Genomic DNA, 24,734 nt, shown 5'->3' on the forward strand with positions numbered 1-24,734 from the left:
CGTGTCAGCGGGCGCCGCCGCTTTGTCCGATCCGGTAGTAATCAAAATCCACACGGCCGCCGGTGGTCTTGGTCGAATAATAGAAGAGGCCGAAGCGATAACCCATGAAATGCGCTGGGTAGGAATAGGTTAGACGCGACGGGCGACCAACGGGAGTCCAGGATTTGCCGTCGAGGCTGTAGGAGAAGCGAGCCACTTCAGGCGCTGGCTCGAATTCGCATTCGACCTTGAGGTGAACGGCGTTTCCAGAGAGGGGAACCGAGGCGATCTCTTCGGGATGATCGGAGTCGGCGCTCACCATGACAAGGTATCTGGCGCCGTCGCTCATCTTTACGCCTACAAAACCATAGTTCTTCTGAAAAGCGGCCAGGCCGGCCCAATCGCCGTCTTTCATGCCGCTCACGTCGATGCGGGTTGTGGCGGAACTGTCCGGGCCAAATGTGCGCTGGGTGAGAGTATTGGGAGCCTCGGGTAAAGTGGAAACGATCCGGCTTGTGACCAAGCTCAGGTACCCCGGGCGCTTGGCGAGCGACCAGTCGCGAGGGTCGGGATTGTGATTCCATTGCCAGGCGAGGGGCAGGGCGGGGTCGCCGGGGCGGCGGTCGAATTCGTCGGAAGCAACGATGCCGGAGACGCCGGAGATGCCCTGTCCACCAGCGGGAATGTCGAGCGTCATGGGCACCTTGCCGTCTTGGCCGAGCACGGGCCAGCCGTCCTTCCAGGTCACGGGTACGAGGTAGGGGATGCGACCGACGGCGCCTTGGTCCTTGAAGAGATAGGCAAACCATTTGCCGTCCGGGGTATCGATGAGGCCGCCCTGGGCGATGCCGCGATCATCGAGCGCAATGCGGCCCTCGTAGGGACCGGTGATGGTGTCGGCGCGGTGGACGATGACGGTGCGCGCCCAGCGGCTTCCGGGTGAGGCGATGTTGAAGAGGTAGTAGCGGCCGTTGATCTTGGAAAGCTGTGAGCCCTCGCCATTGAGCCCGCCCAAGTCGGTGCCGAAGACGGCATTGACGTTTTCGATGAGAACTTGGTTCACGCCGCCGGGCTTGATTCCGGAAAGATCGGGTTGCAGTTCGGTCAGCATGATGCGACCGCTCCCATAAACCATGTAGACGCGACCGTCGTCGTCGAAAAACAAGCTGTGGTCATGCATCGCGGGTTCGAAACTCGTCTCTTTCCAAGGGCCGCGATCCGGATCGCGCGTGGTGTAGATGTGGGTGCGTCCGGTGGTGGCGGAGAAAGTCGAGGCATGGAACACGCCGTCGTGATATCGCAGGCTGCTGGCCCAGGAGCCGCGGCCGTAGGCGTTTTTACCATTCTCGAGGCGCAGCGCTTCGTTGTCGGCAAGGGTTTCATAGGCGTAGGAGGCCATACGCCAGTTGACCAGGTCCGTCGACTTCATGATCGGCAGGCCCGGACTCATGTGCATCGTCGTGCTGCTCATGTAGTAGGTTTTTCCTACACGGATGATGGCCATATCCGGAACGTCGGCCCAGATAAGCGGATTGTGGGCAGGATCCGCCGGTGCTGTCTGTGTCGCCGGAACGGCCGGAGATGCGACGGCGACGAGGATGAGGGCCGTCAAGAAGAGAATCGGACGGTTCATGAGATGGGCCGGAGAAACGGTGGAAACGCGGCGCAGACTGTCAGCTTTCTGGTCCAAGTTCTTCTCCGCAGTAGTCATTGCGAGTCAGGCATCGTCGAGGGTGCGTGCCGCCACATCATGCAGAAGGAATAGGTCGCCACCTTGAGCATCGTCATGGCCCACACGGCATTGCAACAGGCCAACGAGGCTCATGGCTGGCGTGGCCTTCAATAGTTTATTGCAAGCGGCGCAGGCGTTGATTGACGGCAAGAATTCGCCATAGATCTAACTGCTTGAATTATTATCATATTTTCGGGCGACGGGGCGAACCCTTAGTAGGGCGAGTCGAATAAAATTCGCCATATTCGCGGCTAACTTCGCTCAAACACCACCAACTTAAATCCGGTACCGACAAATCACCTCGGAGTTTGCGCTGGCGACGACAATCTGCCCCGTAGTTCTATATGTCGCCGCGATGCGGCGGGGCGCGACCGCCTCGACGGAGGGGCGGTCGCCGTCTTGGCCGCGTGGGTATGGTGAGTGGACTGTCCACGATTCAACGTCTTTCGGGCGTTGGCACTCGCAGCCAAGTGATTCGGATCTGGTCGAGATGTCCCGGTCGAGCCCGAACCTCGATCGATGGCAGCCGCCAGCTCACGCTGCTCTTTACACGGCTTTGGAGATGTCCGCGGAGCACCGCATCCAGGCCTTGGGCGTAGCCGCGTCGGATCAGGCCTTCGAGTGCGCGCAACAGACAGTCTCGCCCGTCGAGGCGCCGGATCGCAGCAACACCAGCCATCCTTCGATACCGTGCATCGCTGCCAACTACGCGATATACAGCCCATGCGCGTCGACGAGCGCGCGTCGAATCTCGCTGGCGCATGACGCAACAGCGAGCAGAGCAAGTAAGGGATGTCGCGTAGGAATGGGCGTAGTGCGACTTTTCCCGTTGAACTGAAAGTCAAGATCCACGGGTAAGCGATTAGAGGGCGTTACCGGGGGTAGGGCGGGCAGCTTCTGATCCGAAGTGGACACCTGACTTCAACGAGGCTCGGCTTTGTGGTTCCGACATGTTGCGCGACGCCGCCGACGCCTCCCGCTTGAGTAGCGGTGCGACGTCGGGGCGCATCAGGGGCGTCAATGCCTCGGCCGCACCTTGAGTGCACACTCCTCGAAGATGGCCGTTGGCACCATATCCTTGATGCTGCGTTCGAGAGCGTCTCTTAGTGCTGAAGGCATCCAGGAACCTGTCGTTACTATCACCCCTTCGAAGGCATCATTCGCCAGAGGCAGGTCGATGTAGGGCACGTCCGGGGAGAAGTTGGCAAATCCACTCGCTGATCCGGCCTCGATCAGGTCTAATAGGGCGTTGGAGTATCTGGTGGGCTCCGCAGCATGATCCATCAAGGGCCCCTTGATTGCGCTGATCACAAACCGATGTTCTGCCTGGTCCGCCCACGCAGTACCTTTCACTCGCGCTGCGTAGGTTGCGTCGCCGCGGAACGTCATGCCCTCTTCGGTCAACGTTACCCGGCGTTGAACCTCCGCCTCCGGGTTAGTTGCATAGAGTACGTCTGAACCAAACACGGCCTCCTCGTCCGCTCCCGTAGGCAACAGAACGTAACCGGTCCCGAACATCGTCTTCTTTTCATACGGGGCGCGTACATCTCGGATCTGCAGCCCGACCATTTGGGGTGAGCCATCTTTTTTGTGCAGCCTCGTCTCACGGGATATGTTCACGTGCAGCAGTGACCAGGGAAATCGTACCTCTTTCAGAGAAATACGTACGCCGCGATCGGCGTCACCATATCGCGCCCACATACCGGCCTCGCCGTGTGTTCCTCGCGACCATGAGCTCACAAAGAATCTACGTTGATCAAGCTGGACGGACCGGAACGGAACTTCTGACTCGTCATCCAGTAGATCCGCACGGGTAAAACGGAGCGTGCGATTTGCCAAGATCAGTGGGAGCGTGTCGGCGTTGGTGTAGTGGTAGAAAGTCATTGATAGGACGTCGAATATGGGATGAGGTTTCCCGACTTGGGATACCTTTGGTTCTAGGGGAAGCGGATGCCTCTGATGCCTGCGGCTATTTCAGCAGAACCAACAGGTCGTGCAACTGCGCAGGGGCCTTCAGGAGTGCATAGAAGCCCCTATCCCAGACTGCCGCGCTGTTGTCGCCCAAGGTCGTCCAGCCCGGAGACTGATACGTCGCGCCATGTTCTCTTGTTGCATGTACCCTCAGCCGATGAAACAACTCGATATCCTTGTTTGACGGTCTTAGCGATCTCGCTGCGCCGGCGCCCGCCGCTGGCGAAGCCGAAGCAGAGTAGGGCGCGGTCCCGAATGCCTTCCACGCTGTCATCGCAAGTCGCCAGCATAGCTTCCAGTTCGGGCAGGGTGATCGCGGCCTTCTTGCGCGGACGCTCGCCACGTTTGACTGCGGCCCGGGCGACGCGGCTGAGCACGGTCCGGATCCAGCTGCGTCAGGTGCAGGATGCGGTGCAGGCTGAACGCGACACCTTGATCCAGCATGTTCGCGCTACAGAAGACCGCGCGGAAGCACAGTTGGGCAATTTGCGGGATCTGCGGCGGCATTGGAAGCCGCATGGCGTCAGCGCGTCGAGCAACATCAAGCCAAGAATCCCAAGCCGAGCACGCGGGACGGCAGCAACCACACCCTCAAAAGGCAATCCCAACTGGTTTGCGATTGAGCGCGCAGCGAGGCTCCTGCAGCTCACGCAGCAGCCTGTTGATGCCTACTCAGCAAGTGGCGGCCATCCGGCGCCGCCTACGCTCAGGCACCGAATAGATAGTGGCTATTCTTGCTCATTGAACTCGATGAGCGCGGCGCGCAAGATCGCGGCGGGATCGGTCCTGAGCATCTCCTCAGGGGGGCGCACCCTCCAGGATTGGGTGGAGGCTTTCTGCACTCTAAGACGAAAATTCCTGCTTAACGACAAATGGGATCGGGAGCGGTAATCATCAACTCCGCTGGCACACCTCGTTCCAGGAGTGCATGCAGAGCCAAGCCCTCGGAACTCGTAAACAACCGGATCGTGCAACGCCTCGGATCGAGCGCCATCCATCAACTCGGCTTGGGCCGCAGGCCTGGCTTGGGCTGCAGCCAGTGTCTCGGCAACCGAGCTATTTGTTAGTTGCTACGGTGGCGAATGCTCATCGACAGACACCGGGGAAAGCAAGAAATGAGCCAGAGCCAGATCCAGCGAATGCGGGCCCCAAGAAGTTCGCATAATGTATATTATGTAAAGTACGGGCATGGGCTACGAAGCTATACCCTTGGAGTTCTCTTCATCCGTACATAGCTCCATGCCCGAGCCCAGCAAGTCCGCGCAGTCCCAGGTACCCGGCTGCGTTCCCCGTTCCGTTTTGCGCCGTCGCGGGGATCAGGAGCAACAGTTCGTCGACGCCGTGGCCGAGGAAGTGCCGGTCGCGATGGTCTACAACGGCCACCCGTTCGCGGTGATGATGGCCACTCCCTGCGATCTGGACGACTTCGCGCTGGGCTTTTCCCTCAGCGAAGGACTCATCCAGCGTCCATCGCAGCTGCTGCAGGTGGAGACGCGGCAGCAGCTGGAAGGCATCGAACTGGCGATGACGGTCGCTGTCGATGCCCCTGCGGCTGCGCTCGATGATGCGACCTCGCGGTTGTTGCCCGGCCGCGGAGGCTGCGGGGTTTGCGGCACGCGCTTGCTGGAGGACGTGCTGCGGCCGCCGCCCCTGGTGCGGGACCGTCCGGGCGTCGGCGTCGGTGCCTTGCGGCGTGCCCTGGCCATGCTGGGAGCGCACCAGCCGATGAACGCGGTGAGCGGCGCGACCCATGCCGCCGCCTGGGCCGACCGCGAAGGCCACATCGTGCTCGTGCGCGAGGATGTCGGCCGGCACAATGCGTTGGACAAGCTCGTCGGCGCGATGCACCGGGCCGGCATTGCACCGGCAGCCGGGATGCTGGTGATCTCGAGCCGCGCCAGCTACGAGATGGTGACCAAGGCCGCCAGGGCTGGCATCGGCTTCATGGCGGCGGTCTCGGCGCCGACCGCACTGGCGGTCGACCTGGCCCGCGGTGCCGGCGTGTGCCTGGTCGGCTTCGCGCGCCAGGACGGATACAACGTCTACACCTTCCCGGAACGCCTGCTGGCTGAGTGAGCGACGCGGCCCCGCCCCCCGCCCCCTGCCCGCGACGGTTCGCGCCCGGAGGCCCGGGGCCGCTTCACTTGCTCCGTTTGACGTGCCGTATCAGCCGGCGCTTGCGCGCGATCTGGCGCTCGGTCAGTTCGTTCTTCTTGCCTTCGTACGGGTTGGCGCCTTCCCGGAACATGAAGCGCACCGGCGTGCCGACCAGTTTGAAGCGCTTGCGGAAGAAGTTCTCCAGGTAGCGCTTGTACGACTCCGGCAGGACCTTCAGGCGCGTGCCGTGCACGATGAACGTCGGTGGATTGGTGCCGCCGGGATGCACGTAGCGAAGCTTGGAGACATGGCCGCGGATGCTCGGCGGCGGATTGGTCTCGTAGGCGATTTCCAGCGCCTTGTTGACCTCGCTCGTGCTGAACTCGCGGGTCGCCGAGGCATGGGCGCGATGGATGGCCTTGAACAGCTCGCGCAGCCCCGAACCGTGCTTGGCCGAGATGCGCACGGCTTCCGCCCAGTTCACGAAACCGAGCTTGCGCGACAGCAGGTCTTCGGCCTGCTCGCGCTGGTAGTCGGTCAAGCCGTCCCACTTGTTGATCGCCACGACCAGCGCACGGCCCGCATCGAGGATCGCGCCGAGCACGGTGGCATCCTGGTCGGTGACGCCCTCGCTGGCGTCCAGCAACAGCACGGCGACCTGGCACTGTTCGATCGCCTGCAGGGTCTTGAAGGCGCTGAACTTCTCGACCGCCTCCTCGACCTTGGACTTGCGCCGCAGGCCGGCGGTGTCGATCAGGCGGTACTGGCGGCCATCGCGTTCCAGGTCCACGGCGATCGAGTCGCGGGTGGTGCCCGGCACGTCGGAAGCGATCATCCGCTCCTCGCCGAGCAGGCGGTTCACCAGGGTGGACTTGCCCACGTTGGGACGGCCGACGAACGCCACGCGCATCCGCGAGGGATCGTCGTCGAGCAGCTCCCCTGCCCCTTCCTCGGGCAACCGGGCCCGCACCTCGTCGAGCACCTCGTCGATGCCCTGCCGGTGCGCGGCGGAGATCGCCAGGACATCGGCAAAGCCATAACGCGCGAACTCCGCGCGCACGGCTTCCTCGTTCGTGCCGTCGATCTTGTTGATGACCAGCAGGGTCGGCCGCGACAGCTTGCGCAGCCAGGCCAGGATCTCGTCGTCCAGCGCGGAAGCGCCTTCGCGGCCATCGACGACGAACAGGACCAGGTCCGCTTCGCCCGCCGCCGCACGCGCCTGGCGCGCGGTGGCGCCGGCGAGGCCTTCCTCTTCGCCGGCGATGCCGCCGGTATCGACCACGATGAAGGGAGCGGCCTCGTCGAGCCGGCAGACGCCGTAATGGCGGTCGCGCGTGACGCCGGGCTGGTCGTGGACCAGGGCGTCACGGCTGCGAGTCAATGCGTTGAATAGCGTGGACTTGCCGACATTCGGCCGTCCTACCAGGGCGACCAGGGGCAGCATCGCACGGTTCCTTAGTGGGCCAGCCGGAAGGCGGTCAGGTCGCCATCGGTGTTCTGGACGATCAGTATGCCGTCGGCGACCACCGGTTGCGCGACCAACGTGTCGCGGCCGGCGCGGGCGCGGGCCGCGAGCTTGCCGTCGCTCAGGTTCAGCCAGTGCAGGTAGCCCTTGTAGTCGCCCACCACCGCATAGTCGCCCTGGATCGCCACGCCGGTCAGGGAACGGCGGGCCAGCGCATCCTGGGACCACATGGCGGAACCGGAATTCTTGTCCAGCCCCCACACCGTGCCCGCGTTGTCGGCGACCACGACCAGGCTGGAGGAAACGCCGACGGTGCCGGGACCGCCATGGTCGCGGCTCCACAACGGACGGCCGGTCGGGCCTTCGATGGCCAGCGTCTCGTTCTTGAAGCTGGTCACGTACAGGGTCGTGCCCTCCAGCACCGGGGTGCCGTCGACGTCGGCCATGCGCTCGAGTTCGGTACGCCCTTCCGGCACGCCGACGGTTTGCTCCCACAACGGGCGGCCGTCCTGCATCGCCAGGGTGGTGATGGTGCCGTCGTCGTTGCCGACGAACAGCACGCCCGGGCCGAGGGTGATCGCGGCATTGCCGCGCACCGACAGCGTCGGGCCTTCCTGGTCGTGGAACCAGCGGCGTTCGCCGGTGGCGGCGTCGAACGCGGTGACGCGCCCGTCGTTGCTGCGCACGAACACGAGGTTCTGCGCGACGGCCGGAGCGGTGATCACTTCGTTGGGAACCTTGGCGCGCCACTTCTCGGTGCCGTTGGCGGCATCGAGGGCGATCACGTCGCCTTCCAGCGAGCCCACGACGACCAGGCCGTCGCCCACGCCGGGGCCGCCGGCGAAGCGGGGCAGCGGACGCTTCTTGGCCAGCGCCTTGCGCTCCTTGCGCTGCTGCTTCTCGTTGCGCAGGCGCTCCTTGCGGGAGGCCTTCTCTTCCTTGGACAGGCCTTCCTTGGATTCGCTCTCGACCTGGCTGGGGACATCGTCCTCGGCCTTGAGGCGCTCCTTGCGCTCCTTCTTGGCCTCGTACTCCCAGATCTTCTTGCCGGTCTGCAGGTCCAGCGCATAGATCGAACCCGACGTTGCCGCCGCGTACACGCGGCCGTCGGCGACCACGGGGCGCTGGCGCACGCCGCGACGTTCCTCGCCCTTGCCCACGCCGGTGGACCAGATCTTGTCGACCTTCACGGTCGGCTCGAACTTCACCAGCTCGGCAGGTTCCTGCGCCTTCTTGGCGGCCGCGTCCTTGCCGGCGAACCAGCCCTTCATGGTGCTGCAGCCGGCCAGCGCGGTGCCCATCAGGGCGATGATTGCAATACGTCTGAACATGGCCACCTGCTTCATCAAATCGGTTGGGCCGGATCGGGCACGGTACCGCCCACGTCGGCCAGCTTGGTCTCGAGCAGGCGGCGCTGCGGCGAGGCCACGTCCACCAGGACCAGGGCCTTGGTGTACAGGTCGCGGGCCTCGTCGCGCTTGTTCTGGGCCACCGCGGCATCGGCGCGGATCTCGAGGCTGATGCCGTCGTCCGCGGAAGCCAGCCGCGCCTGCGCCTCGGCGGCCTTGCCGGTTTCGATCAGCAGGCGGGCCAGGCGCTGGTCCACGATCAGCTTGAACTGGTCGTCGGACTGCACGTTGCGCAGCACCTGGATGGCGTCTTCGGTCTTGCCGGCATCGACCTGGGCCTTGGCCAGCCGGAGCGCGGCGAGTTCGCCGTAGATCCCGGATTGGCCGGACGCCAGCGCGGCCATGTCCTTGCCGGCCTTGTCGAGGTCCTTGGCCTCGATGCTCTTCACCACGGCCTCGTACTGGGCATGCGCCTGGGCAAGCGCATCGGTGCGATGCTTGCTCCACCACTGCCCGCCCAGGATCAGGGCCAATCCCGCCGCGACGCCGCCCAGCAGGGCCACGCCGTTCTTCCTTAGCCACGAACGGACGCGTTCGCCCTGTTCGTGTTCGTCCAGCAACTCGTCGATCGCCATGCGTACTCTCGCTTCGCCATCACGGGACGCGAAGCATCAAACCAAAAGGGAGAAACGAAAAACCGCAGTCCGACCTACTCTGAAGCCGGTACCACGGAGCCGTCGGAGGATACCGCAAAACGGGCCACGTTGGCTCGCTGGAACGGCTTCACGTCGACGATACTGCCTGCTTGCTGAACCTCGACCGCGGACGCATTGCCCAGGACCACGCGCGCGACCTGCCCCGCCGCGTACTGGCGCTGTTCGCCGGCCTTGACCAACGCCTTCTCGACGATGCTGCCGTCCGGCGCGGAGATCTGCACCCAGCTGTCGCCATTGAACTGCAGGGTCAGGCCCTCGTCGTGCGCCGGTTCCGGCCGCGGGACGGGGGCCATCGAGGCGATGTACGGGGTCGCCACCGGCTTCCTGGCCTCGGCAGCGGGCGCCGGCGCGGCGCTTCCGTCCGGCGGCACGGGCGCGGCGGCCTCCGGCGGCACCTCGTCCAGCGAGGCGGTGCTCGGGGCGCGCCCGTCGAAATGGCTGCGTGTGGCGTACCAGACCGGGATGGCCAGGACGCCGGTCATGACCACGTACACCGCTCGCCTCGCGGTGCTTTCCAGCACCCGTCGCATCTTCGGGGTATGGGTATGGCTGACCAGCTTCACCGGCTCGACCGGGGCGATCGGCGCGGCCTCGAGGAGCGGCTCCAGGTCCACCTTGAGCAGCCGGGCGTAACTGCGCAGCTGCCCGCGCACGAACACCGGCGCGCCGAGCTTCTGCCAATCCTCCTGCTCCAGGGCCCGCACGACCTGGATCGGCATGCGCAGCTGCGCCGCCGCGCCTTCGAGCGTCAGGCCCGCGCGTTCGCGCGCCTCGCGAAGGCATTGTCCGCATCCCTTCTGGTTCTCGAAAGGGTTTGGATTGGAATCGCTGATCACAACGCTTTAGCCCCCCGGATGCGCGGCTGCTGTTTCAGGAAACTCCTTGCCCAACCGCTGTTGGTACCGGCCGGCAGCTACCTTGTCGCCAAGCCCCATTTCAATCTGAATAGCCAGTTGTAACACGGAAACCGTGGCCGGCGCAGCCGCCAGCCTGCGCTCGGAGAATGCCCGGGCTTCGAAATAGCGACCGTGCGCATATTCGTTGCGGGCCATCGACTCCAGCGCATAGGCGTTGGCCGGGTCCAGTTCCAGCGCCCTGCGCAGGTCGCGCAGGCCGCGTTCGTTCTGTCCCGCCTGCAACGCACAGCCCCCCGCATTGGCCAGGGCCGAGGCCGGACTGCCGTAGCGCGGGTCGGACATCGCGCGATCGAACCACACCAGCGCCTCGGCCGGATAGCCGTTGGCGCACAGCCAGGCCCCGTAGTTGTTGAGCACGTCCCCCTGCCCGGGGGCCAGCTCCGTGGTCTTGCGATAGTAATCCCCGGCGGCCTGCCCGTCGCCGCGCTGGCTGGCGACGACCGCCAGTACGGTATAGGCGTCCACCGACTTCGGGTCACGCTTCAGCACGTCCCGGGCCAGCCTCTCGGCATCGTCGTACTCGCCGGTCTGCAGGCGGTTGACGGCCAGGCCCAGCCTTTCCTGCAGGGCGATCCGGTTGCGGGTCTCGGCGCTGTCGCGCAGGTCGTAGCGCGGCGCGACCTGTTCGACGTTCCTGACCTTGCCGGGTTTGCCGTTGCGCGAGGCGGTGCCGCAACCGGCGCAAAGCGCTGCGGCCAGGAGGATCAGAGCGAGCGCAACGTCACGCCGCGGCATCTCGACTGGCCTGGCCTTCCAGCGAACGGCGGAACTCGGCCTGCCGGCGGGTGCGGTCCATGACCTGCCCCTTCAGCTGGCCGCAGGCGGCATCGATGTCGTCGCCGCGGGTCCGGCGCACCATCGTCAGGACCTGCGCGTCCAGCAGGATCTTCTGGAACGCGCGGATCTCGGCTTCCCCGGAGCGCTCGTAGCGCGTGCCGGGGAACGGGTTGAACGGGATCAGGTTGACCTTGGCCGAGTCCTTGGCCTGCACCGCGTTCTCGAACTGGCGCATCAGCCGGGCCAGTTGGCGGGCGTGTTCGGGCTGGTCGTTGATCCCCTTCATCAGGGTGTATTCGAAGGTCACCGATTCGCGCTTGTGGCTGCTGCGCAGGTAGCGCACGCACGAGGCCATCAGCTCGGCGATCGGGTATTTCCTGTTGAGCGGGACCAGGGTCTCGCGCAGTTCGTCGTTCGGCGCGTGCAGCGACACCGCCAGCGAGACGTCGCTCTCGGCGGAGAGGCGGTCGATCATCGGCACCAGGCCGGACGTCGACAGGGTCACGCGCTTGTTGGCCAGGCCGTAACCGAGGTCGTCGCGCATGATGCTCATCGCGCGCACGACGTTGTCGAAGTTCATCAGTGGCTCGCCCATGCCCATCATCACCACGTTGGTGAGGCGGCGCTGTTGGTGCGGCACGTTGCCGAGGTGGCGCGCGGCCACCCAGACCTGGCCGATGATCTCGGCGGTGGTCAGGTTGCGGTTGAAGCCCTGGGTCGCGGTCGAGCAGAACGTGCAGTTCAGCCCGCAGCCGACCTGCGAGGACACGCACAGCGTGCCCCTGCCCTTGTCCGGGATGTACACGGTCTCGATGGCGTTCTTGCCATCCGCGCCCATCGCCAGCAGCCACTTGTGGGTGCCGTCGGCGGAGGGCTTGTCGAACACGACGTTGGGGACGACGACCTCGGCGTGCCGCTCCAGCTTGGCGCGCAGGGCCTTGCCGAGGTCGGTCATCTGGCCGAACTCGGTGACGTAGCGGTGGTGGATCCACTTCATCACCTGGTGGGCGCGGTAGCGCTTCTCGCCGAGGGTCTCCTCGAAGAAGCGCTCCAGCCCGGCGCGATCGAGATCGAGCAGGTTCTGCTTGCGCGCCGGCGCGCCGGCGACGGGCTCGCCGGTGGTCGTCACGCCAGGAATCGACACGATCTCGTTCACGTCAACGCGACCTCAGCGCGAAACCACTTCCGTGGCGGCGAAGAAGTAGGCCACCTCGATCGCGGCGTTCTCGACCGAGTCGGAACCGTGCGCCGCATTGGCGTCGATCGACTCGGCGAAGTCGGCGCGGATCGTGCCCGGCATGGCTTCCTTCGGATTGGTGGCGCCCAGCAGCTCGCGATGGGCGGCCACGGCGTTCTCGCCTTCCAGCACCTGGATCATCACCGGGCCGGAGATCATGAATTCGACCAGCGCGTTGAAGAACGGGCGCTCGCGGTGCACCGCGTAGAAGCCCTCGGCCTCGCGGCGCGACAGCTGCTTGTACTTGGCGGCCACGACCTTCAGGCCGGCCTTCTCGAAGCGGCTGTAGATTTCGCCGATGACGTTCTTGGCGACGGCGTCCGGCTTGATGATCGAAAGGGTGCGCTCCAGCGCCATGGAAAAGATCTCCGTTGGGCGGGCCACTTGAAAGGCCCGAGGTTAACATGAAAAAAACCCGCGTCAAAACGCGGGCTTAGCCTAACTTTGCGAGGCGCGGATTCTATCGTGCCCGGCAAGGCTTTGCACGCCCTTGGCTGAATCATGTTGCATTGCAAAATGCCGGGGGCTCCGGACAGGCGTAAGATCAAACAATCGTTTGATTCAGTCGTCCGTTTCAATGGCCAAGCCCGCCCATTTCTCGACCAAGGACCGGATCCTCGGCGCCGCCGAGGAGCTGTTCGCCCAGCACGGTTTCGCCGGCACCTCGCTGCGCCAGGTGACCAGCCATGCGGACGTCAACATCGCCGCGGTCAACTACCACTTCGGCTCCAAGGAGAACCTGGTCAACGAGGTGTTCCGCCGGCGCATGGACGAGATGACCGCTGCCCGGCTCAGCCAGCTGGAAGCGGCCCGCCGCGACCGCCCGGGCGACCTGGGCGCGGTGCTGGCCGCCTTCGTCGAACCCGCTCTGGCCATGGCGCAGGAAGGCCACAGCGGCGGCGCGTTCGTGCGCGTGATCGCGCGCGCCTATGCCGAGAAGAACGACAACCTGCGCAAGTTCCTCTCCGACCACTACGGCCACGTGCTGCGGGAGTTCGCCAAGGCGATCGCCGCCTGCGTGCCGGGCCTGAGCAAGGAGGAGCTGTACTGGCGCCTGGACTTCCTGGCCGGCGCGCTGACCTACGCGATGGCCGACTTCGGCCTGATCAAGCGTCCTGCCGGCGTCAGCGAGGCCGAACACCGCGCCCACGCGGCGCGCGAGCTCATCCGTTTCGCCGAGGCGGGGTTCCTGGCCGCCTCCAATCCATAGTCGTCATCCACCAAAGGTTCATCGATATGTCCAATCCCTTGCTAGTTCGCCGCGCCGCCGTGCTCGGTGCCGGCGTCATGGGGGCGCAGATCGCGGCGCACCTCGCCAACGCCGGTGTCGACACCGTCCTGTTCGACCTGCCGGCCAAGGAAGGTCCCGCCAACGGCATCGTGCTCAAGGCGATCGCCAACCTCGGCAAGCTCAGCCCGGCGCCGCTGGCCAGCCAGTCGTTGGCCGAGGCGATCACGCCGGCCAACTACGGCAGCGACCTGGAACTGCTCAAGGGCTGCGACCTGATCATCGAGGCCATCGCCGAGCGGATGGACTGGAAGCAGGACCTGTACGCCAAGATCGCGCCGTTCGTGGCCGACCACGCCGTGCTGGCCTCCAACACCTCCGGCCTGGGCATCAACAAGCTGGCCGAGGTGCTGCCGGAGCAGCTGCGCCACCGTTTCTGCGGCGTGCACTTCTTCAACCCGCCGCGCTACATGCACCTGGCCGAGCTGATCCCGGCCGACACCACCGACAAGGCGGTGCTGGAAGGCCTCGAAACCTTCCTGACCACCCAGCTCGGCAAGGGCGTGGTCTATGCCAAGGACACCCCGAACTTCATCGGCAACCGGATCGGCGTGTTCTCGATCCTGTCGACGATCCACCACACCCAGCAGTCCGGCCTGGGCTTCGACGAGGTCGACGGCCTGACCGGCCCGCTGGTGGGCCGCCCGAAGTCGGCCACCTACCGCACGTCCGACGTGGTCGGCCTGGACACGATGGCGCACGTCATCAAGACCATGGCCGACACCCTGCCCGACGATCCGTGGCACAAGTACTTCAAGTCCCCGGCCTGGCTGGACGCGCTGATCGCCAAGGGCGCGCTGGGCCAGAAGGCCGGTGCCGGCATCTTCCGCAAGGTCGGCAAGGACATCGTGGTCCTCGACCTGGAGAAGCAGGACTATCGCCCGGCCGACCGCGGCGCCGCGCCGGAAGTGGTCGAGATCCTGAAGATCAAGAACCCGGCCGAGAAGTTCGCCAAGCTGCGCGACAGCCGGCACCCGCAGGCGCAGTTCCTGTGGGCGACGTTCCGCGACCTGTTCCACTACAGCGCCTACCACCTGGCCGACATCGCCCGGACCGCGCGCGACGTGGACCTCGCGATCCGCTGGGGCTACGGCTGGTCGCTCGGTCCGTTCGAGACCTGGCAGGCGGCGGGCTGGAAGCAGGTCGCGCAGTGGATCGCCGAGGACATCGCCGCCGGCAAGGCCATGAGCGACGCGCCGCTGCCGGCATGGGTGCTGGATGGCCGCGACGGCGTGCACTCGGCCGAGGGCAGCTACAGCCCGGGCAGCGATGGCGTGGTGCCGCGTTCGGCGCTGCCGGTGTACCGGCGCCAGCGCTTCCCGGACCCGCTGCTGGGCGAGAAGTTCGACCGCGGCCAGACCGTGTTCGAGAACGACGGCGTGCGGCTGTGGACCGACGGCGACGGCATCGGCGTGGTCGGCTTCAAGACCAAGATGAACACCGTCTCCGACCAGGTGCTGGACGGCCTGCAGGAAGCGATCGGCATCGCCGAGAAGCAGTTCAAGGGCCTGGTGATCTGGCAGGACAAGGAGCCCTTCTCCGCCGGCGCGGACCTGGCCGGCGCGCTCGGCCTGCTGCAGGCCGGCAAGGTCGACCAGTTCGAGCAGATGGTGGCCAACTTCCAGCGCACCAGCCAGCGCATCAAGTACTCGCTGGTGCCGGTGGTGGCCGCGGTGCGCGGCCTCGCGCTGGGCGGCGGCTGCGAATTCCAGATGCACAGCGCCAGGACGGTGGCGGCGCTGGAGAGCTACATCGGCCTGGTCGAGGCCGGCGTGGGCCTGCTGCCGGCCGGCGGTGGCCTGAAGGAGCTGGCGGTGCGCGCTTCGCAGGCGGCCGGCCCGAACGGCGACGTGTTCGCCGAGCTGAAGAAGACCTTCGAGACCGTGGCGATGGCCAAGGTGTCCACCTCGGCGATCAACGCCAAGGAGCTGGGCCTGGTCCGCGCCAACGACAAGGTCGTCTTCAACGGCTACGAGCTGCTGCACATCGCCAAGGCCGAAGCGCTGGCGCTGGCCGAAGGCGGCTATCGCCCGCCGCTGCCGGCCAACCGCATCCGGGTCGCCGGCGACGTCGGCATCGCCACCTTCAAGATGCTGCTGGTGAACATGCTGGAAGGCCGCTTCGTCAGCGAATACGACTACGAGATCGCCGCGCGCATCGCCACGGTCGTGTGCGGCGGCGAAGTGGACCGCGGTTCGCTGGTCGACGAGGAGTGGTTGCTGAAGCTGGAACGCAAGCACTTCGTCGAGCTGGCGCAGCAGGAAAAGACCCAGGCTCGCATCGCCCACATGCTCAAGACCGGCAAGCCGCTTAGGAACTGAGATTCGTGATTCGGGATTGGGGATTCGCAAAAGCGCATCCCTGATCCCGAGACATCCCCATTACTGCCGGGCATTGGGAAAAGTTCGTCGGGCATGAGGATTCGCTTCCACGAATCCCCAATCCCGAATCCCCAATCCCGGCTTTCGGAGAAAGGCAAATGAGCAAGCAGATCCAGGATGCCTACATCGTCGCCGCGACCCGTACCCCGGTCGGCAAGGCGCCCAAGGGCATGTTCCGCAACACCCGCCCCGACGACATGCTCGCCCACGTGCTCAAGGCCGTGATCGCGCAGGCGCCGGGCATCGACACCTCGCGCATCGACGACGCCATCATCGGCTGCGCGATGCCCGAGGGCGAGCAAGGCATGAACGTGGCGCGCATCGGCGTGCTGCTGGCCGGCCTGCCGAACACCGTGGCCGGGCAGACCATCAACCGCTTCTGCTCCTCCGGCCTGCAGGCCGTGGCGCTGGCGGCCAACGAGATCCGCCTGGGCAACGCCGACCTGATGCTGGCCGGCGGCACCGAGTCGATGTCGATGGTGCCGATGATGGGCAACAAGGTGGCGCTGTCGCCGTCGGTGTTCGCCGACGACCACGTGGCCATCGCCTACGGCATGGGCATCACCGCCGAGAAGGTCGCCGAGGAATGGAAGGTCTCGCGCGAGGACCAGGACGCGTTCGCCCTCGCCTCGCACCAGAAGGCGCTGGCCGCGATCGCCGCGGGCGAGTTCAAGGACGAGATCAGCCCCTACGAGATCCTTTCGCACCTGCCCGACCTCGCCGGCAACACGGTCCAGCTGAAGAAGCGGATCGTGGACACCGACGAAGGCCCGCGTCCGGACACCTCGCTGGAAGGCCTGGCCAAGCTGCGCCCGGTGTTCCGCAACGGCCAGTTCGGCGGCAGCGTGACCGCCGGCAACTCGTCGCAGACCAGCGACGGCGCCGCCGCGGTGCTGCTCGCGTCCGAGCAGGCGATCAAGGACTACGGCCTGACCCCGCTGGCCCGCTTCGTCAGCTTCTCGGTGGCCGGCGTGCGCCCGGAAGTGATGGGCATCGGCCCGATCGCCGCGATCCCGAAGGCGCTCAAGCAGGCTGGCCTCAGCAAGGACCAGCTGGACTGGATCGAACTGAACGAGGCGTTCGCCGCGCAATCGCTGGCGGTGATCCGCGACAGCCAGCTCGACCCGTCCAAGGTCAACCCGCTCGGCGGCGCGATCGCCCTCGGCCACCCGCTGGGTGCGACCGGTGCGATCCGTACCGCCACCCTCGTGCACGGCCTGCGCCGCCGCCAGCAGAAGTACGGCATGGTGACCATGTGCATCGGCACCGGCATGGGCGCAGCAGGTATCATCGAGGCGCTGTAAGGCCAGCGCCGCGCGCCTGCCGGGAGGGCAAGGCGCGTCGGCAGCGGAGCGGCGGGGTGGAGAACACCGGTTCTCCACCCCGCTTTTTTGTGTGAGTGCCGCGGTGCTGGCTTTTGTGGGAGCGGCTTCAGCCGCGATGGGGTTACCGGGAAGCTTCATCGCGGCTGAAGCCGCTCCCACAAAAGCCAGCTCCCGCTATATCCCACGCCGGGCTTCAGCGCGGAATCATCGCCTGCCCCGCCCTGGCGCCCAGGAATACCAGCAGCAGGCCCGCCAGCAGCGTGATGGCGAGATAGAGCGCGATCATCGGCGAGCGGTCGGTCCGCGCGAACACCAGGCACTCCATCATCAGCGACGAGAACGTGGTCAGGCCGCCCATCACGCCGACGATCAGCAGCGCCCGCCACGGCCAGCTCGACGGGCCGCGCGCGTCCAGCCAGGCCATCAGGAAGCCGGCGACGAACGAGCCGAGCAGGTTGACCGCGAGGGTGCCCCAGGGAAAGCCGGCGCCGAAGCGCTGCAGCAGGCTGGAGCCGATCATGAAGCGCAGGCCGGAGCCGAGCGCGCCGCCGGCCATCGCCAGCAACAGGGATTGCCACCACACGGCCGGATTCATGCGGGCCTCGCTGCGAAGGCGGTTTCGGGTATGGCGGGAATGGACGGGCGCAGCATCGTGGTCTCCGTGGGGATCGATGCCGGGGCAAGCGCCTGCCGCCCCGGCGGGGCCTGGCAGGCATCATCAGCCCGTGGAACGGGCGGTTCGAGGAGGAATGCCATCTCCCGTGGCCGCCGATTATCGCTTCGGCCGGGCGGCCTTGTCAGCCCGGGCCTGGGCCCTCGCCTCGCGCAGCCGGTCCAGCTTCTCCTTGAGCTTGATCTCCAGTCCGCGCGGCACCGGCTGGTAGTAGACGCGCTCGCCCATCGCATCGGGGAAGCCGGTCTGGTCCAGCGCGATGCCGCCTTCGACGTCGTGGTCGTACTGGTATTCGGCGCCATAGCCGAGGTTCTTCATCAGCTTGGTCGGCGCATTGCGCAGGTGCAGCGGCACTTCCAGCGTGCCGCTCTCGCGGACTTCGGCCTTGGCCTGGTTGAACGCCGCGTAGCCGGCGTTGGACTTGGCGGTGCTGGCCAGGTAGAGCACCAACTGGGCGAAGGCGAGTTCGCCCTCGGGGCTCCCGAGGCGCTCGTAGATGTCCCAGGCCTCCAGCGCCATCGACTGCGCGCGCGGGTCGGCCAGGCCGATGTCCTCGATCGCCATCCGGGTCAGGCGCCGCGCCAGGTAGGCCGGGTCGCAGCCGCCGTCGAGCATGCGCGCGAGCCAGTACAGCGCGGCGTCCGGATTGGAGCTGCGCACCGATTTGTGCAGCGCCGAGATCTGGTCGTAGAACTGTTCGCCGCCCTTGTCGAAACGCCGGGTGCGGTCGGCCAGCACCTGGGCCAGCGTCGCCGCGGTGACCTGCCCGCCCTCGTCCTGGGCCAGTTCGGCGGCGATCTCCAGCAGGGTGAGCGCGCGGCGCACGTCGCCGTCGGCGGCGGTGGCGATCTCCAGCAGCGCTTCGCCGGATACCACGATGCCCTGCCCGCCCAGGCCGCGCTCCTCGTCGGCCAGCGCCCGCTGCAGCGCCTCGACGATGTCCTGCGGCGACACCGCTTCCAGCACGTGCACGCGGCAGCGCGACAACAGCGCGGAGTTCAGCTCGAACGAGGGATTCTCGGTGGTCGCGCCGACGAACAGGATCGTGCCGCGCTCGATGTGCGGCAGGAATGCATCCTGCTGCGCTTTGTTGAAACGGTGGACCTCGTCCACGAACAGCACGGTGCGGCGGCCCTCGGCGAAGCGCTGCGCGGCCTCGGCCAGCACCTGGCGCACCTCCGGCAGGCCGGACAGCACCGCCGAGATCGCGCGGAATTCGGCATCCGCATACTGGGCCAGCAGCAGCGACAACGTGGTCTTGCCGCAGCCGGGCGGTCCCCACAGGATCATCGAGTGCACGCGCCCGGACTCGACCGCGCGGCGCAACGCGCTGTTGGGCGCCAGCAGGCGCTTCTGCCCGACCATCTCGTCGAGCGTGCGCGGCCGCATCCGCTCGGCGAGCGGCCGCAGGTGCTCGCGGTCGACGCTCAGCAGGTCGTTCTCAGGAGTCGGGAAGCGGTTTCTTGCCACGCTTCATTCTATCGCGGCGGCTCCGGCGCGGCCGCTGGACCGCCAAGGGCCGCAAGCGGCCTCAGCGCTCGTCGCCGACCACGTCCACGCCCTTGGCGGGCGTGAACTTGAAGGTATCGGCCGCGAACGCCGGGTTGCGCTTCCAGCCGCTGAAGCTGATCGCGGTGCGCTGGCCGACCGCATCGACCACTTCCATCCTCTCCAGCCCGTCCTTGCCGAAGCCGAGCGAGGCGATCTGGAAGCTGGCCTCGGTGTCCACCTTCGGCGTCAGCGACAGCCACTGCAGGCCGTCGCGGGGCGTGGCCTCCTCGCTGACGTCGTACTGCCGGTCCAGCTTCGACGGATCGATCAACGCGGTCAGCGGACTGTTCTGCTCCTCGGCGCCCTGGGCGCGCACGGTGGCCTGCTCCAGGTCGGGATCGAACACCCACACCTTGCGGCCGTCGGCCACGATCAGCTGCTTGTACGGCTTGTCGTACTCCCAGCGGAACAGGCGCGGCGCCGACAGCGCGACCCGGCCGCTGGAGCGTTCCTTGAGCTTGCCGTTCTGGTCGGTCACCTGTTGGCTGAACTGTCCGTCCAACCCTTTCAGGCCGCGGGTGAAGGCATCCAGCTCGGCGCGGGCGCCGGCGAAGGCGCTGCCGGCCAGCAGCGAGGTGGCGAGAACGGCGTAGCGGAGCGTGCGAAGCATGGCGGACGGGATCCTGATGCACTGGTCAGGTGCAAATTGTGACGGTTCGAGGATGAATGGGCGAGCGCCGCCGGATGGACCCGTTCAGCGAGCCGCGGCGGTCTGCACGCGCGACAGGTCGCCGTAGAGGATCTGCCCCCGGAACCCGCGCCGGACCTGCTGGTACAGCTCGCGGAAGGCCGGGTAGTCCTCGGGCCGGCAGATCGCGTCGGCGCCGTGCACGGCGAGCCGGTGCAGGCGGTGCACGGCGGTCACGGTCTGCCCTTCCCGGCTCCATTCCACGCTGTACTCGCCGGCGCGATTGCGGAAACGGCTGCTGCGCGGGATGGCGATCACCGGCACGCCGTCGGGGAAGCGCAGCACGTAGGTCTCTTCGCGTAGGCTGTCGTTGCAGTAGAACGGCACCTGGTTGGCCTCGGCGGAGGTCACCGCGTACAGGCCCCGCGCGGACTCGGCGCCCGGCATGTCCGGCAGGGTCATGCCGCCGACCACCGAGAAATCGACGTAGTCGCGGGCCTGGAAGCGATAGCTGTAGTTGAACGGCGCGTCCAGGTCGAGCGGGTCGCCCTGCAGCACCAGTTCGCCGGTCCCGTCGAAACCGGATTGCGCGATGATCGATTCCTCGATGCGCCGGCGGTTCTGCGCGTTGAGCTGGACGAACATCGCGCGCACGCCGACCTCGCCGGTCTGGCCGCTGTCCAGCGTGGTGGTGCCGGTGACGTTGCCGGCTTCGTCGAAACGGTACTCGGTGCGCGCCAGGTAGCGGTTGAGCCGGCCATCGTTGGGCGGCGTGCGCGCGACCCTGCCGTCGAGCGTATGCACCACCGGGGCGCCCAGGTCGCCGGCCGGGAGCTGGCCGAAGCGCGCATAGGGATTGGTCGAGTCGACGTACAGGTCGAACTCGGGGATGTAGGTGATGGCGTGGTTGAAACGCCCGAGCACCGGGATCTCCGGCAGGGTCGGGCCGCCGTCGGCACCGATCAGTACCGGCGTGCTGGCGATGCCCTTCGCCGCCAGCAGCGCTTCCAGGACCACCGTATGGTCCTTGCAGTCGCCGTAGTGGTTGTCGAGGATGCTGTCGGCGCTGTTCGGCTCCAGGCCGCCGTTGCCCAGGTACACCGCGACGTAGCGGATGTTGCGCGCCACCCACTCGTACAGGGCCGCCGCCTGCCCGCGCCGGTCGCCGATGCCGGCGGTGATCTGCTCGGCCAGCGCCTCGATGCGCGGCGTGACGCGCGCGGCCTCCCCGCCCTTCACGTGGTAGGCCAGGCCCATCTGCGACCAGCGGTCGAACGTGCTGGCCATGATGGTGGGGCTGAATTCCCACAGCGCCGCGGCCCAGTTCTGGGTCTGCAACGGGGCCTGGCGGCGATAGCGCCATTGCCAGTGCGCCTTGCCGTCGCGGATTTCCGGCTTGCGGGCGCCTTCGACCCCGCGCGTGTACAGGTGGATCGGCAGCGACCTGGGCGCGGTCAGCGTGACCTGTGCGTCGTCGTAGCGGGCGAACACGCTGAAGGTTTCCCACAGCCCGAAGTAGCCGGGGAAATACGGCGTGTCCTGGGTACGACGGATGCGGTAGACGATGCGCGCGCCCGGGGCGAGGTTCGGGAACACCACGACCTTGACCTTGCGGTCGGCGTACATCGCCGCGGACGCGCTGGAATAGCTTTCCTGCGTGTAGATCTTGTCGGCCGCCACGTCCTGGCGCAGCCCTTCGGCGGTGATGGTGTAGGCCTCCAGCACCTCCAGCCTTTCCATCTTCTCGCTGTAGCTCAGCCGGACCTGGCTGAAGCGCTCCACCGCCGCCTTGGTCCTCAGCAGGATCTCGTAGCTGTCGGTCTCCACGCTGGAGGCGTCGTCGCGCACCTCGTAGTCGGCCCGGTAGCGGACGAAACTGAAGTCGCTCTCGGCCTGCGTGGTGCTGCCGCCGGGAGAAGTTTGCGCCAGGGCCGCTGGCACGGCGGCGAACAGGACCAGGACCACCAGGAATCGAAACACCGGGAATCTCATGTCGGGGCGCGGGATGCGCTCGGTCGGGAGCGGGCCGGCATGCATCGCGTCCCTGCCCTACTTGGGCGGGGGCGGCGCCAGCACGGTGCGATCGCCATTGTGCTCGGGGGCGCTGACCACGCCGGCCGCTTCCATGGCCTCGATCAGGCGCGCGGCGCGGTTGTAGCCGATCTTCAGGCGGCGCTGCACGCCGGAGATCGAGGCGCGCCGGGTCTCGGTGACGATGCGCAGGGCCTCGTCGTAGAGCGGGTCGGATTCGTCCCCGCCGCCGCCGCCGCTCTCCGGCAGGCCGGTGGCGCCGACCACCACGCCGTCGCCCATCGTCTGCACCTCGTCCAGCACGCCGTCGATGTAGCAGGTGGGGCCGCTGGCCTTGAGGTGCTCGACCACCCGGTGCACCTCGTCGTCGCTGACGAAGGCGCCATGCACGCGCTCGGGCATGGCGGTACCGGGCGGCAGGTAGAGCATGTCGCCGTGGCCGAGCAGGGTCTCGGCGCCGGACTGGTCCAGGATCGTGCGCGAGTCGATCTTGGAGCTGACCTGGAAGGCGATGCGGGTCGGGACGTTGGCCTTGATCAGGCCGGTGATCACGTCCACCGACGGGCGCTGGGTGGCCAGGATCAGGTGGATGCCGGCCGCGCGCGCCTTCTGCGCCAGGCGGGCGATGAGTTCCTCGACCTTCTTGCCGACGATCATCATCATGTCGGCGAATTCGTCGATGAAGATGACGATGAACGGCAGCGTCTCCAGCGGCCGCGGCGCCTCGCCCAGTTCCGGGTTGGGCCGGAACAGCGGGTCCATCAGCGGCTGGCCGGCGTCCTCGGCGTCCTTGACCTTCTTGTTGAAGCCGGCCAGGTTGCGCACGCCGACCGCGCTCATCAGCTTGTAGCGGCGCTCCATCTCGGCCACGCACCAGCGCAGGCCGTTGGCGGCCTCCTTCATGTCGGTGACCACCGGCGCCAGCAGGTGCGGGATGCCCTGGTAGACGCTCAGCTCGAGCATCTTCGGGTCGATCATCAGCATCCGCAGGTCCTTGTGCGAGGCCTTGTAAAGCAGGCTCAGCACCATCGCGTTGACCGCCACCGACTTGCCCGAGCCGGTGGTGCCGGCGACCAGCAGGTGCGGCATGCGCGCCAGGTCGGCCACGGTCGGACGGCCGGCGATGTCCTTGCCCAGCGCCAGCGTCAGCGGGCTGGCCGACTTGTCGTATTCCTTCGAGCGCAGCAGCTCGGAGAGGAAGATCATCTCGCGGGTGACGTTGGGGATCTCCAAGCCGATCACCGACTTGCCAGGGATCACGTCGACCACGCGCACCGACTTCACCGACAGCCCGCGCGCGATGTCCTTGTCGAGCGAGCTGATCTGGCTGACCTTCACGCCGGGCGCCGGCTCGATCTCGAAGCGGGTGATGACCGGGCCGGGATAGGCGCCGACCACCTGCGCGTCGATGCGGAAATCCTTGAGCTTGAACTCGATCTGGCGCGACAGGGTTTCCAGCGTCTCCTCGTCGTAGCCCTTCGGCTGCGGCTTGGGATCGTCCAGCAGCGCCAGCGGCGGCAGGTCGGAGCCGTCCTTGTTGACGCCCTGGAACATCGGGATCTGGGTGTCGCGCTTGGCGCGCTCGCTCTTCTCCACCACCGGCGTCGACGGCAGTTCGATCTTGACCGGCTCGCGCTTGGCCTGCTTCACCGCCTCGACCTTGCGGACTTCCTCGCGCTCCTCGCGCATCGCGCGGGTCTGCTGCCACTCGTTGGCCTGCTTGCTGCCCTTCTGCAGCAACGGCCCCAGCGCCATCACGCTGCGGCCGATCCGCTCCATCACCGCCAGCCAGGACAAGCCGGTCGCCAGAGTGATCGAGGCCAGCAGCAGCACCACGATGAACAGGTTGGCGCCGAGCGTGCCGAATCCGGCCCGCAGCGAGTTGCAGACCAGCTTGCCGAGGATGCCGCCGGCCCCGGCCACGTCGCCGTGGAACAGGTGCAGGTGCAGGAATCCGGTCGAGGAAATCAGGAACCCGACCATCCCCACCAGGCGCAGGGCCGGCCCCAGATCGCCCTCCTGCCCGTCCTTGTCGCCTCCGCCGAACAGCGCGATCCAGGCGACGCCGCCCAGCACCAGCGGCAGCAGGAAGGCCACGTAGCCGAACAGCTGCAGCAGCACGTCGGCGATCCAGGCGCCCACCAGGCCGCCCATGTTGTGCACCGGCGCGACCACGCTGCCGGTATGGGACCAGCCCGGGTCGTTCGCCGAATAGGTGAACAGGCTGGCGAGCAGGTACAGCAGCAGCGGCGCGACCGCGATCAGCGCCAGGTCGCGCCATAGCTTCTGCCGGCGCGGATTGTCCGCGGCCGCGGTCTTGCGCGACGCCTTGCCCTCGCTGGGCTTGCCACGTTCCGGAACCTGTTTCGCCACCTGCAGCCAGACCTCAGGAAATTACTGTTAGTGGTTGATAATAAACGAATCAAGCCATTGTTTCAGCGTGCAGGACGGGATCGCCGGGCAAGCCTCCGGGACATCGGGGCGCCGCTCCGGCGCTTCCTCCGTCCAGGCGGGCCCGGAACGAACGCCCGCCACAGAGTTCCATCGGCTCGCCTTGATTCACCCGCGAGCGGCATCCACTCTATGCCGCTCACGGCCCGCAGCGCTCTGCGCCGCG

General features: G+C 66.7%; 19 protein-coding genes and 1 riboswitch. Of the genes, 5 read left to right on the plus strand and 14 right to left on the minus strand.

The features are described 5' to 3' along the window. Window positions 1-4: 4 nt before the first annotated feature. Together FD678_RS08405 and FD678_RS08410 are read right to left on the minus strand one after the other, a co-directional pair. The gene (locus FD678_RS08405) at window positions 5-1,669 is read right to left on the minus strand and encodes a glycoside hydrolase family 43 protein (RefSeq protein WP_218569580.1); all 1,665 of its coding nucleotides are present in this window, start codon (window positions 1,667-1,669) and stop codon (window positions 5-7) included. A 1,059-nt stretch (window positions 1,670-2,728) separates the two neighbouring features. Beyond that, on the minus strand, window positions 2,729-3,595 hold the full coding sequence (locus tag FD678_RS08410; RefSeq protein WP_140721277.1) for a hypothetical protein: 867 nt from the start codon (window positions 3,593-3,595) through the stop codon (window positions 2,729-2,731). Between the two features lie 342 nt (window positions 3,596-3,937). Between FD678_RS08410 and FD678_RS20190 the strand changes: the two genes are divergently transcribed. Both FD678_RS20190 and fdhD read left to right on the plus strand, forming a co-directional pair. Beyond that, on the plus strand, window positions 3,938-4,573 hold the full coding sequence (locus FD678_RS20190) for a hypothetical protein (protein ID WP_177497648.1): 636 nt from the start codon (window positions 3,938-3,940) through the stop codon (window positions 4,571-4,573). A gap of 348 nt (window positions 4,574-4,921) precedes the next feature. Further along, window positions 4,922-5,758, plus strand: coding sequence for a formate dehydrogenase accessory sulfurtransferase FdhD (fdhD, locus tag FD678_RS08420; protein ID WP_140721280.1), 837 nt, complete (start codon window positions 4,922-4,924; stop codon window positions 5,756-5,758). Window positions 5,759-5,822: 64 nt separating this feature from the next. Here fdhD and der read toward each other — a convergent pair whose 3' ends face one another. From der to ndk, 7 genes are all read right to left on the minus strand, one after another. Then, a complete protein-coding gene (gene der / locus FD678_RS08425; protein ID WP_140721284.1) occupies window positions 5,823-7,223 on the minus strand; it encodes a ribosome biogenesis GTPase Der in 1,401 nt (466 codons plus the stop codon). 11 nt (window positions 7,224-7,234) lie between these two features. Then, window positions 7,235-8,575 (minus strand): outer membrane protein assembly factor BamB, encoded by a 1,341-nt coding sequence (gene bamB, locus FD678_RS08430; protein ID WP_177497650.1) that lies wholly within the window; start codon window positions 8,573-8,575, stop codon window positions 7,235-7,237. Between the two features lie 14 nt (window positions 8,576-8,589). Further along, complete coding sequence (locus FD678_RS08435; RefSeq protein WP_140721290.1) at window positions 8,590-9,228, minus strand: YfgM family protein; 639 nt, start codon at window positions 9,226-9,228, stop codon at window positions 8,590-8,592. A gap of 74 nt (window positions 9,229-9,302) precedes the next feature. Then, the gene (locus FD678_RS08440) at window positions 9,303-10,145 is read right to left on the minus strand and encodes a helix-turn-helix domain-containing protein (protein WP_140721293.1); all 843 of its coding nucleotides are present in this window, start codon (window positions 10,143-10,145) and stop codon (window positions 9,303-9,305) included. A 6-nt stretch (window positions 10,146-10,151) separates the two neighbouring features. After that, window positions 10,152-10,961, minus strand: a complete 810-nt coding sequence (gene pilW, locus FD678_RS08445) for a type IV pilus biogenesis/stability protein PilW (RefSeq protein WP_140721296.1) — start codon at window positions 10,959-10,961, stop codon at window positions 10,152-10,154. Continuing rightward, window positions 10,948-12,150, minus strand: coding sequence for a 23S rRNA (adenine(2503)-C(2))-methyltransferase RlmN (gene rlmN / locus FD678_RS08450; protein ID WP_256661896.1), 1,203 nt, complete (start codon window positions 12,148-12,150; stop codon window positions 10,948-10,950). The genes pilW and rlmN overlap by 14 nt, the downstream gene beginning before the upstream one ends. 21 nt (window positions 12,151-12,171) lie before the next feature. Further along, entirely contained in the window at window positions 12,172-12,597 is a 426-nt protein-coding gene (ndk, locus tag FD678_RS08455; protein ID WP_140721304.1) for a nucleoside-diphosphate kinase, read from the minus strand. 220 nt (window positions 12,598-12,817) lie between these two features. On the opposite strand from ndk, the gene FD678_RS08460 reads away from it, so the two are divergent. From FD678_RS08460 to FD678_RS08470, 3 genes are all read left to right on the plus strand, one after another. After that, window positions 12,818-13,450, plus strand: coding sequence for a TetR/AcrR family transcriptional regulator (locus FD678_RS08460; protein WP_140721307.1), 633 nt, complete (start codon window positions 12,818-12,820; stop codon window positions 13,448-13,450). A 26-nt stretch (window positions 13,451-13,476) separates the two neighbouring features. Next, window positions 13,477-15,849, plus strand: a complete 2,373-nt coding sequence (locus tag FD678_RS08465; protein WP_140721311.1) for a 3-hydroxyacyl-CoA dehydrogenase/enoyl-CoA hydratase family protein — start codon at window positions 13,477-13,479, stop codon at window positions 15,847-15,849. Between the two features lie 158 nt (window positions 15,850-16,007). After that, complete coding sequence (locus FD678_RS08470; protein ID WP_140721314.1) at window positions 16,008-17,213, plus strand: acetyl-CoA C-acyltransferase; 1,206 nt, start codon at window positions 16,008-16,010, stop codon at window positions 17,211-17,213. Window positions 17,214-17,427: 214 nt separating this feature from the next. Here FD678_RS08470 and crcB read toward each other — a convergent pair whose 3' ends face one another. The 5 genes from crcB to FD678_RS08495 form a co-directional block, all read right to left on the minus strand. Then, window positions 17,428-17,829 carry a fluoride efflux transporter CrcB gene (gene crcB, locus FD678_RS08475; protein ID WP_140721317.1) on the minus strand — a complete coding sequence of 134 codons (402 nt, stop codon included), beginning with the start codon at window positions 17,827-17,829 and terminating at the stop codon, window positions 17,428-17,430. A 107-nt stretch (window positions 17,830-17,936) separates the two neighbouring features. Beyond that, a riboswitch (Fluoride riboswitch) is annotated at window positions 17,937-18,003 on the minus strand. Window positions 18,004-18,006: 3 nt separating this feature from the next. Next, window positions 18,007-19,296 (minus strand): replication-associated recombination protein A, encoded by a 1,290-nt coding sequence (locus tag FD678_RS08480; RefSeq protein WP_218569614.1) that lies wholly within the window; start codon window positions 19,294-19,296, stop codon window positions 18,007-18,009. Window positions 19,297-19,438: 142 nt separating this feature from the next. Next, on the minus strand, window positions 19,439-20,068 hold the full coding sequence (lolA, locus tag FD678_RS08485; RefSeq protein WP_140721323.1) for an outer membrane lipoprotein chaperone LolA: 630 nt from the start codon (window positions 20,066-20,068) through the stop codon (window positions 19,439-19,441). An 84-nt stretch (window positions 20,069-20,152) separates the two neighbouring features. Continuing rightward, complete coding sequence (locus FD678_RS08490; protein ID WP_218569581.1) at window positions 20,153-22,066, minus strand: DUF3857 domain-containing transglutaminase family protein; 1,914 nt, start codon at window positions 22,064-22,066, stop codon at window positions 20,153-20,155. A gap of 69 nt (window positions 22,067-22,135) precedes the next feature. Next, complete coding sequence (locus FD678_RS08495; RefSeq protein ID WP_140721329.1) at window positions 22,136-24,490, minus strand: DNA translocase FtsK; 2,355 nt, start codon at window positions 24,488-24,490, stop codon at window positions 22,136-22,138. Window positions 24,491-24,734 lie beyond the last annotated feature (244 nt).

It is taken from the genome of Pseudomonas sp. Hp2, assembly GCF_006386585.1.
Lineage (GTDB): Bacteria > Pseudomonadota > Gammaproteobacteria > Xanthomonadales > Xanthomonadaceae > Pseudomonas_S > Pseudomonas_S boreopolis.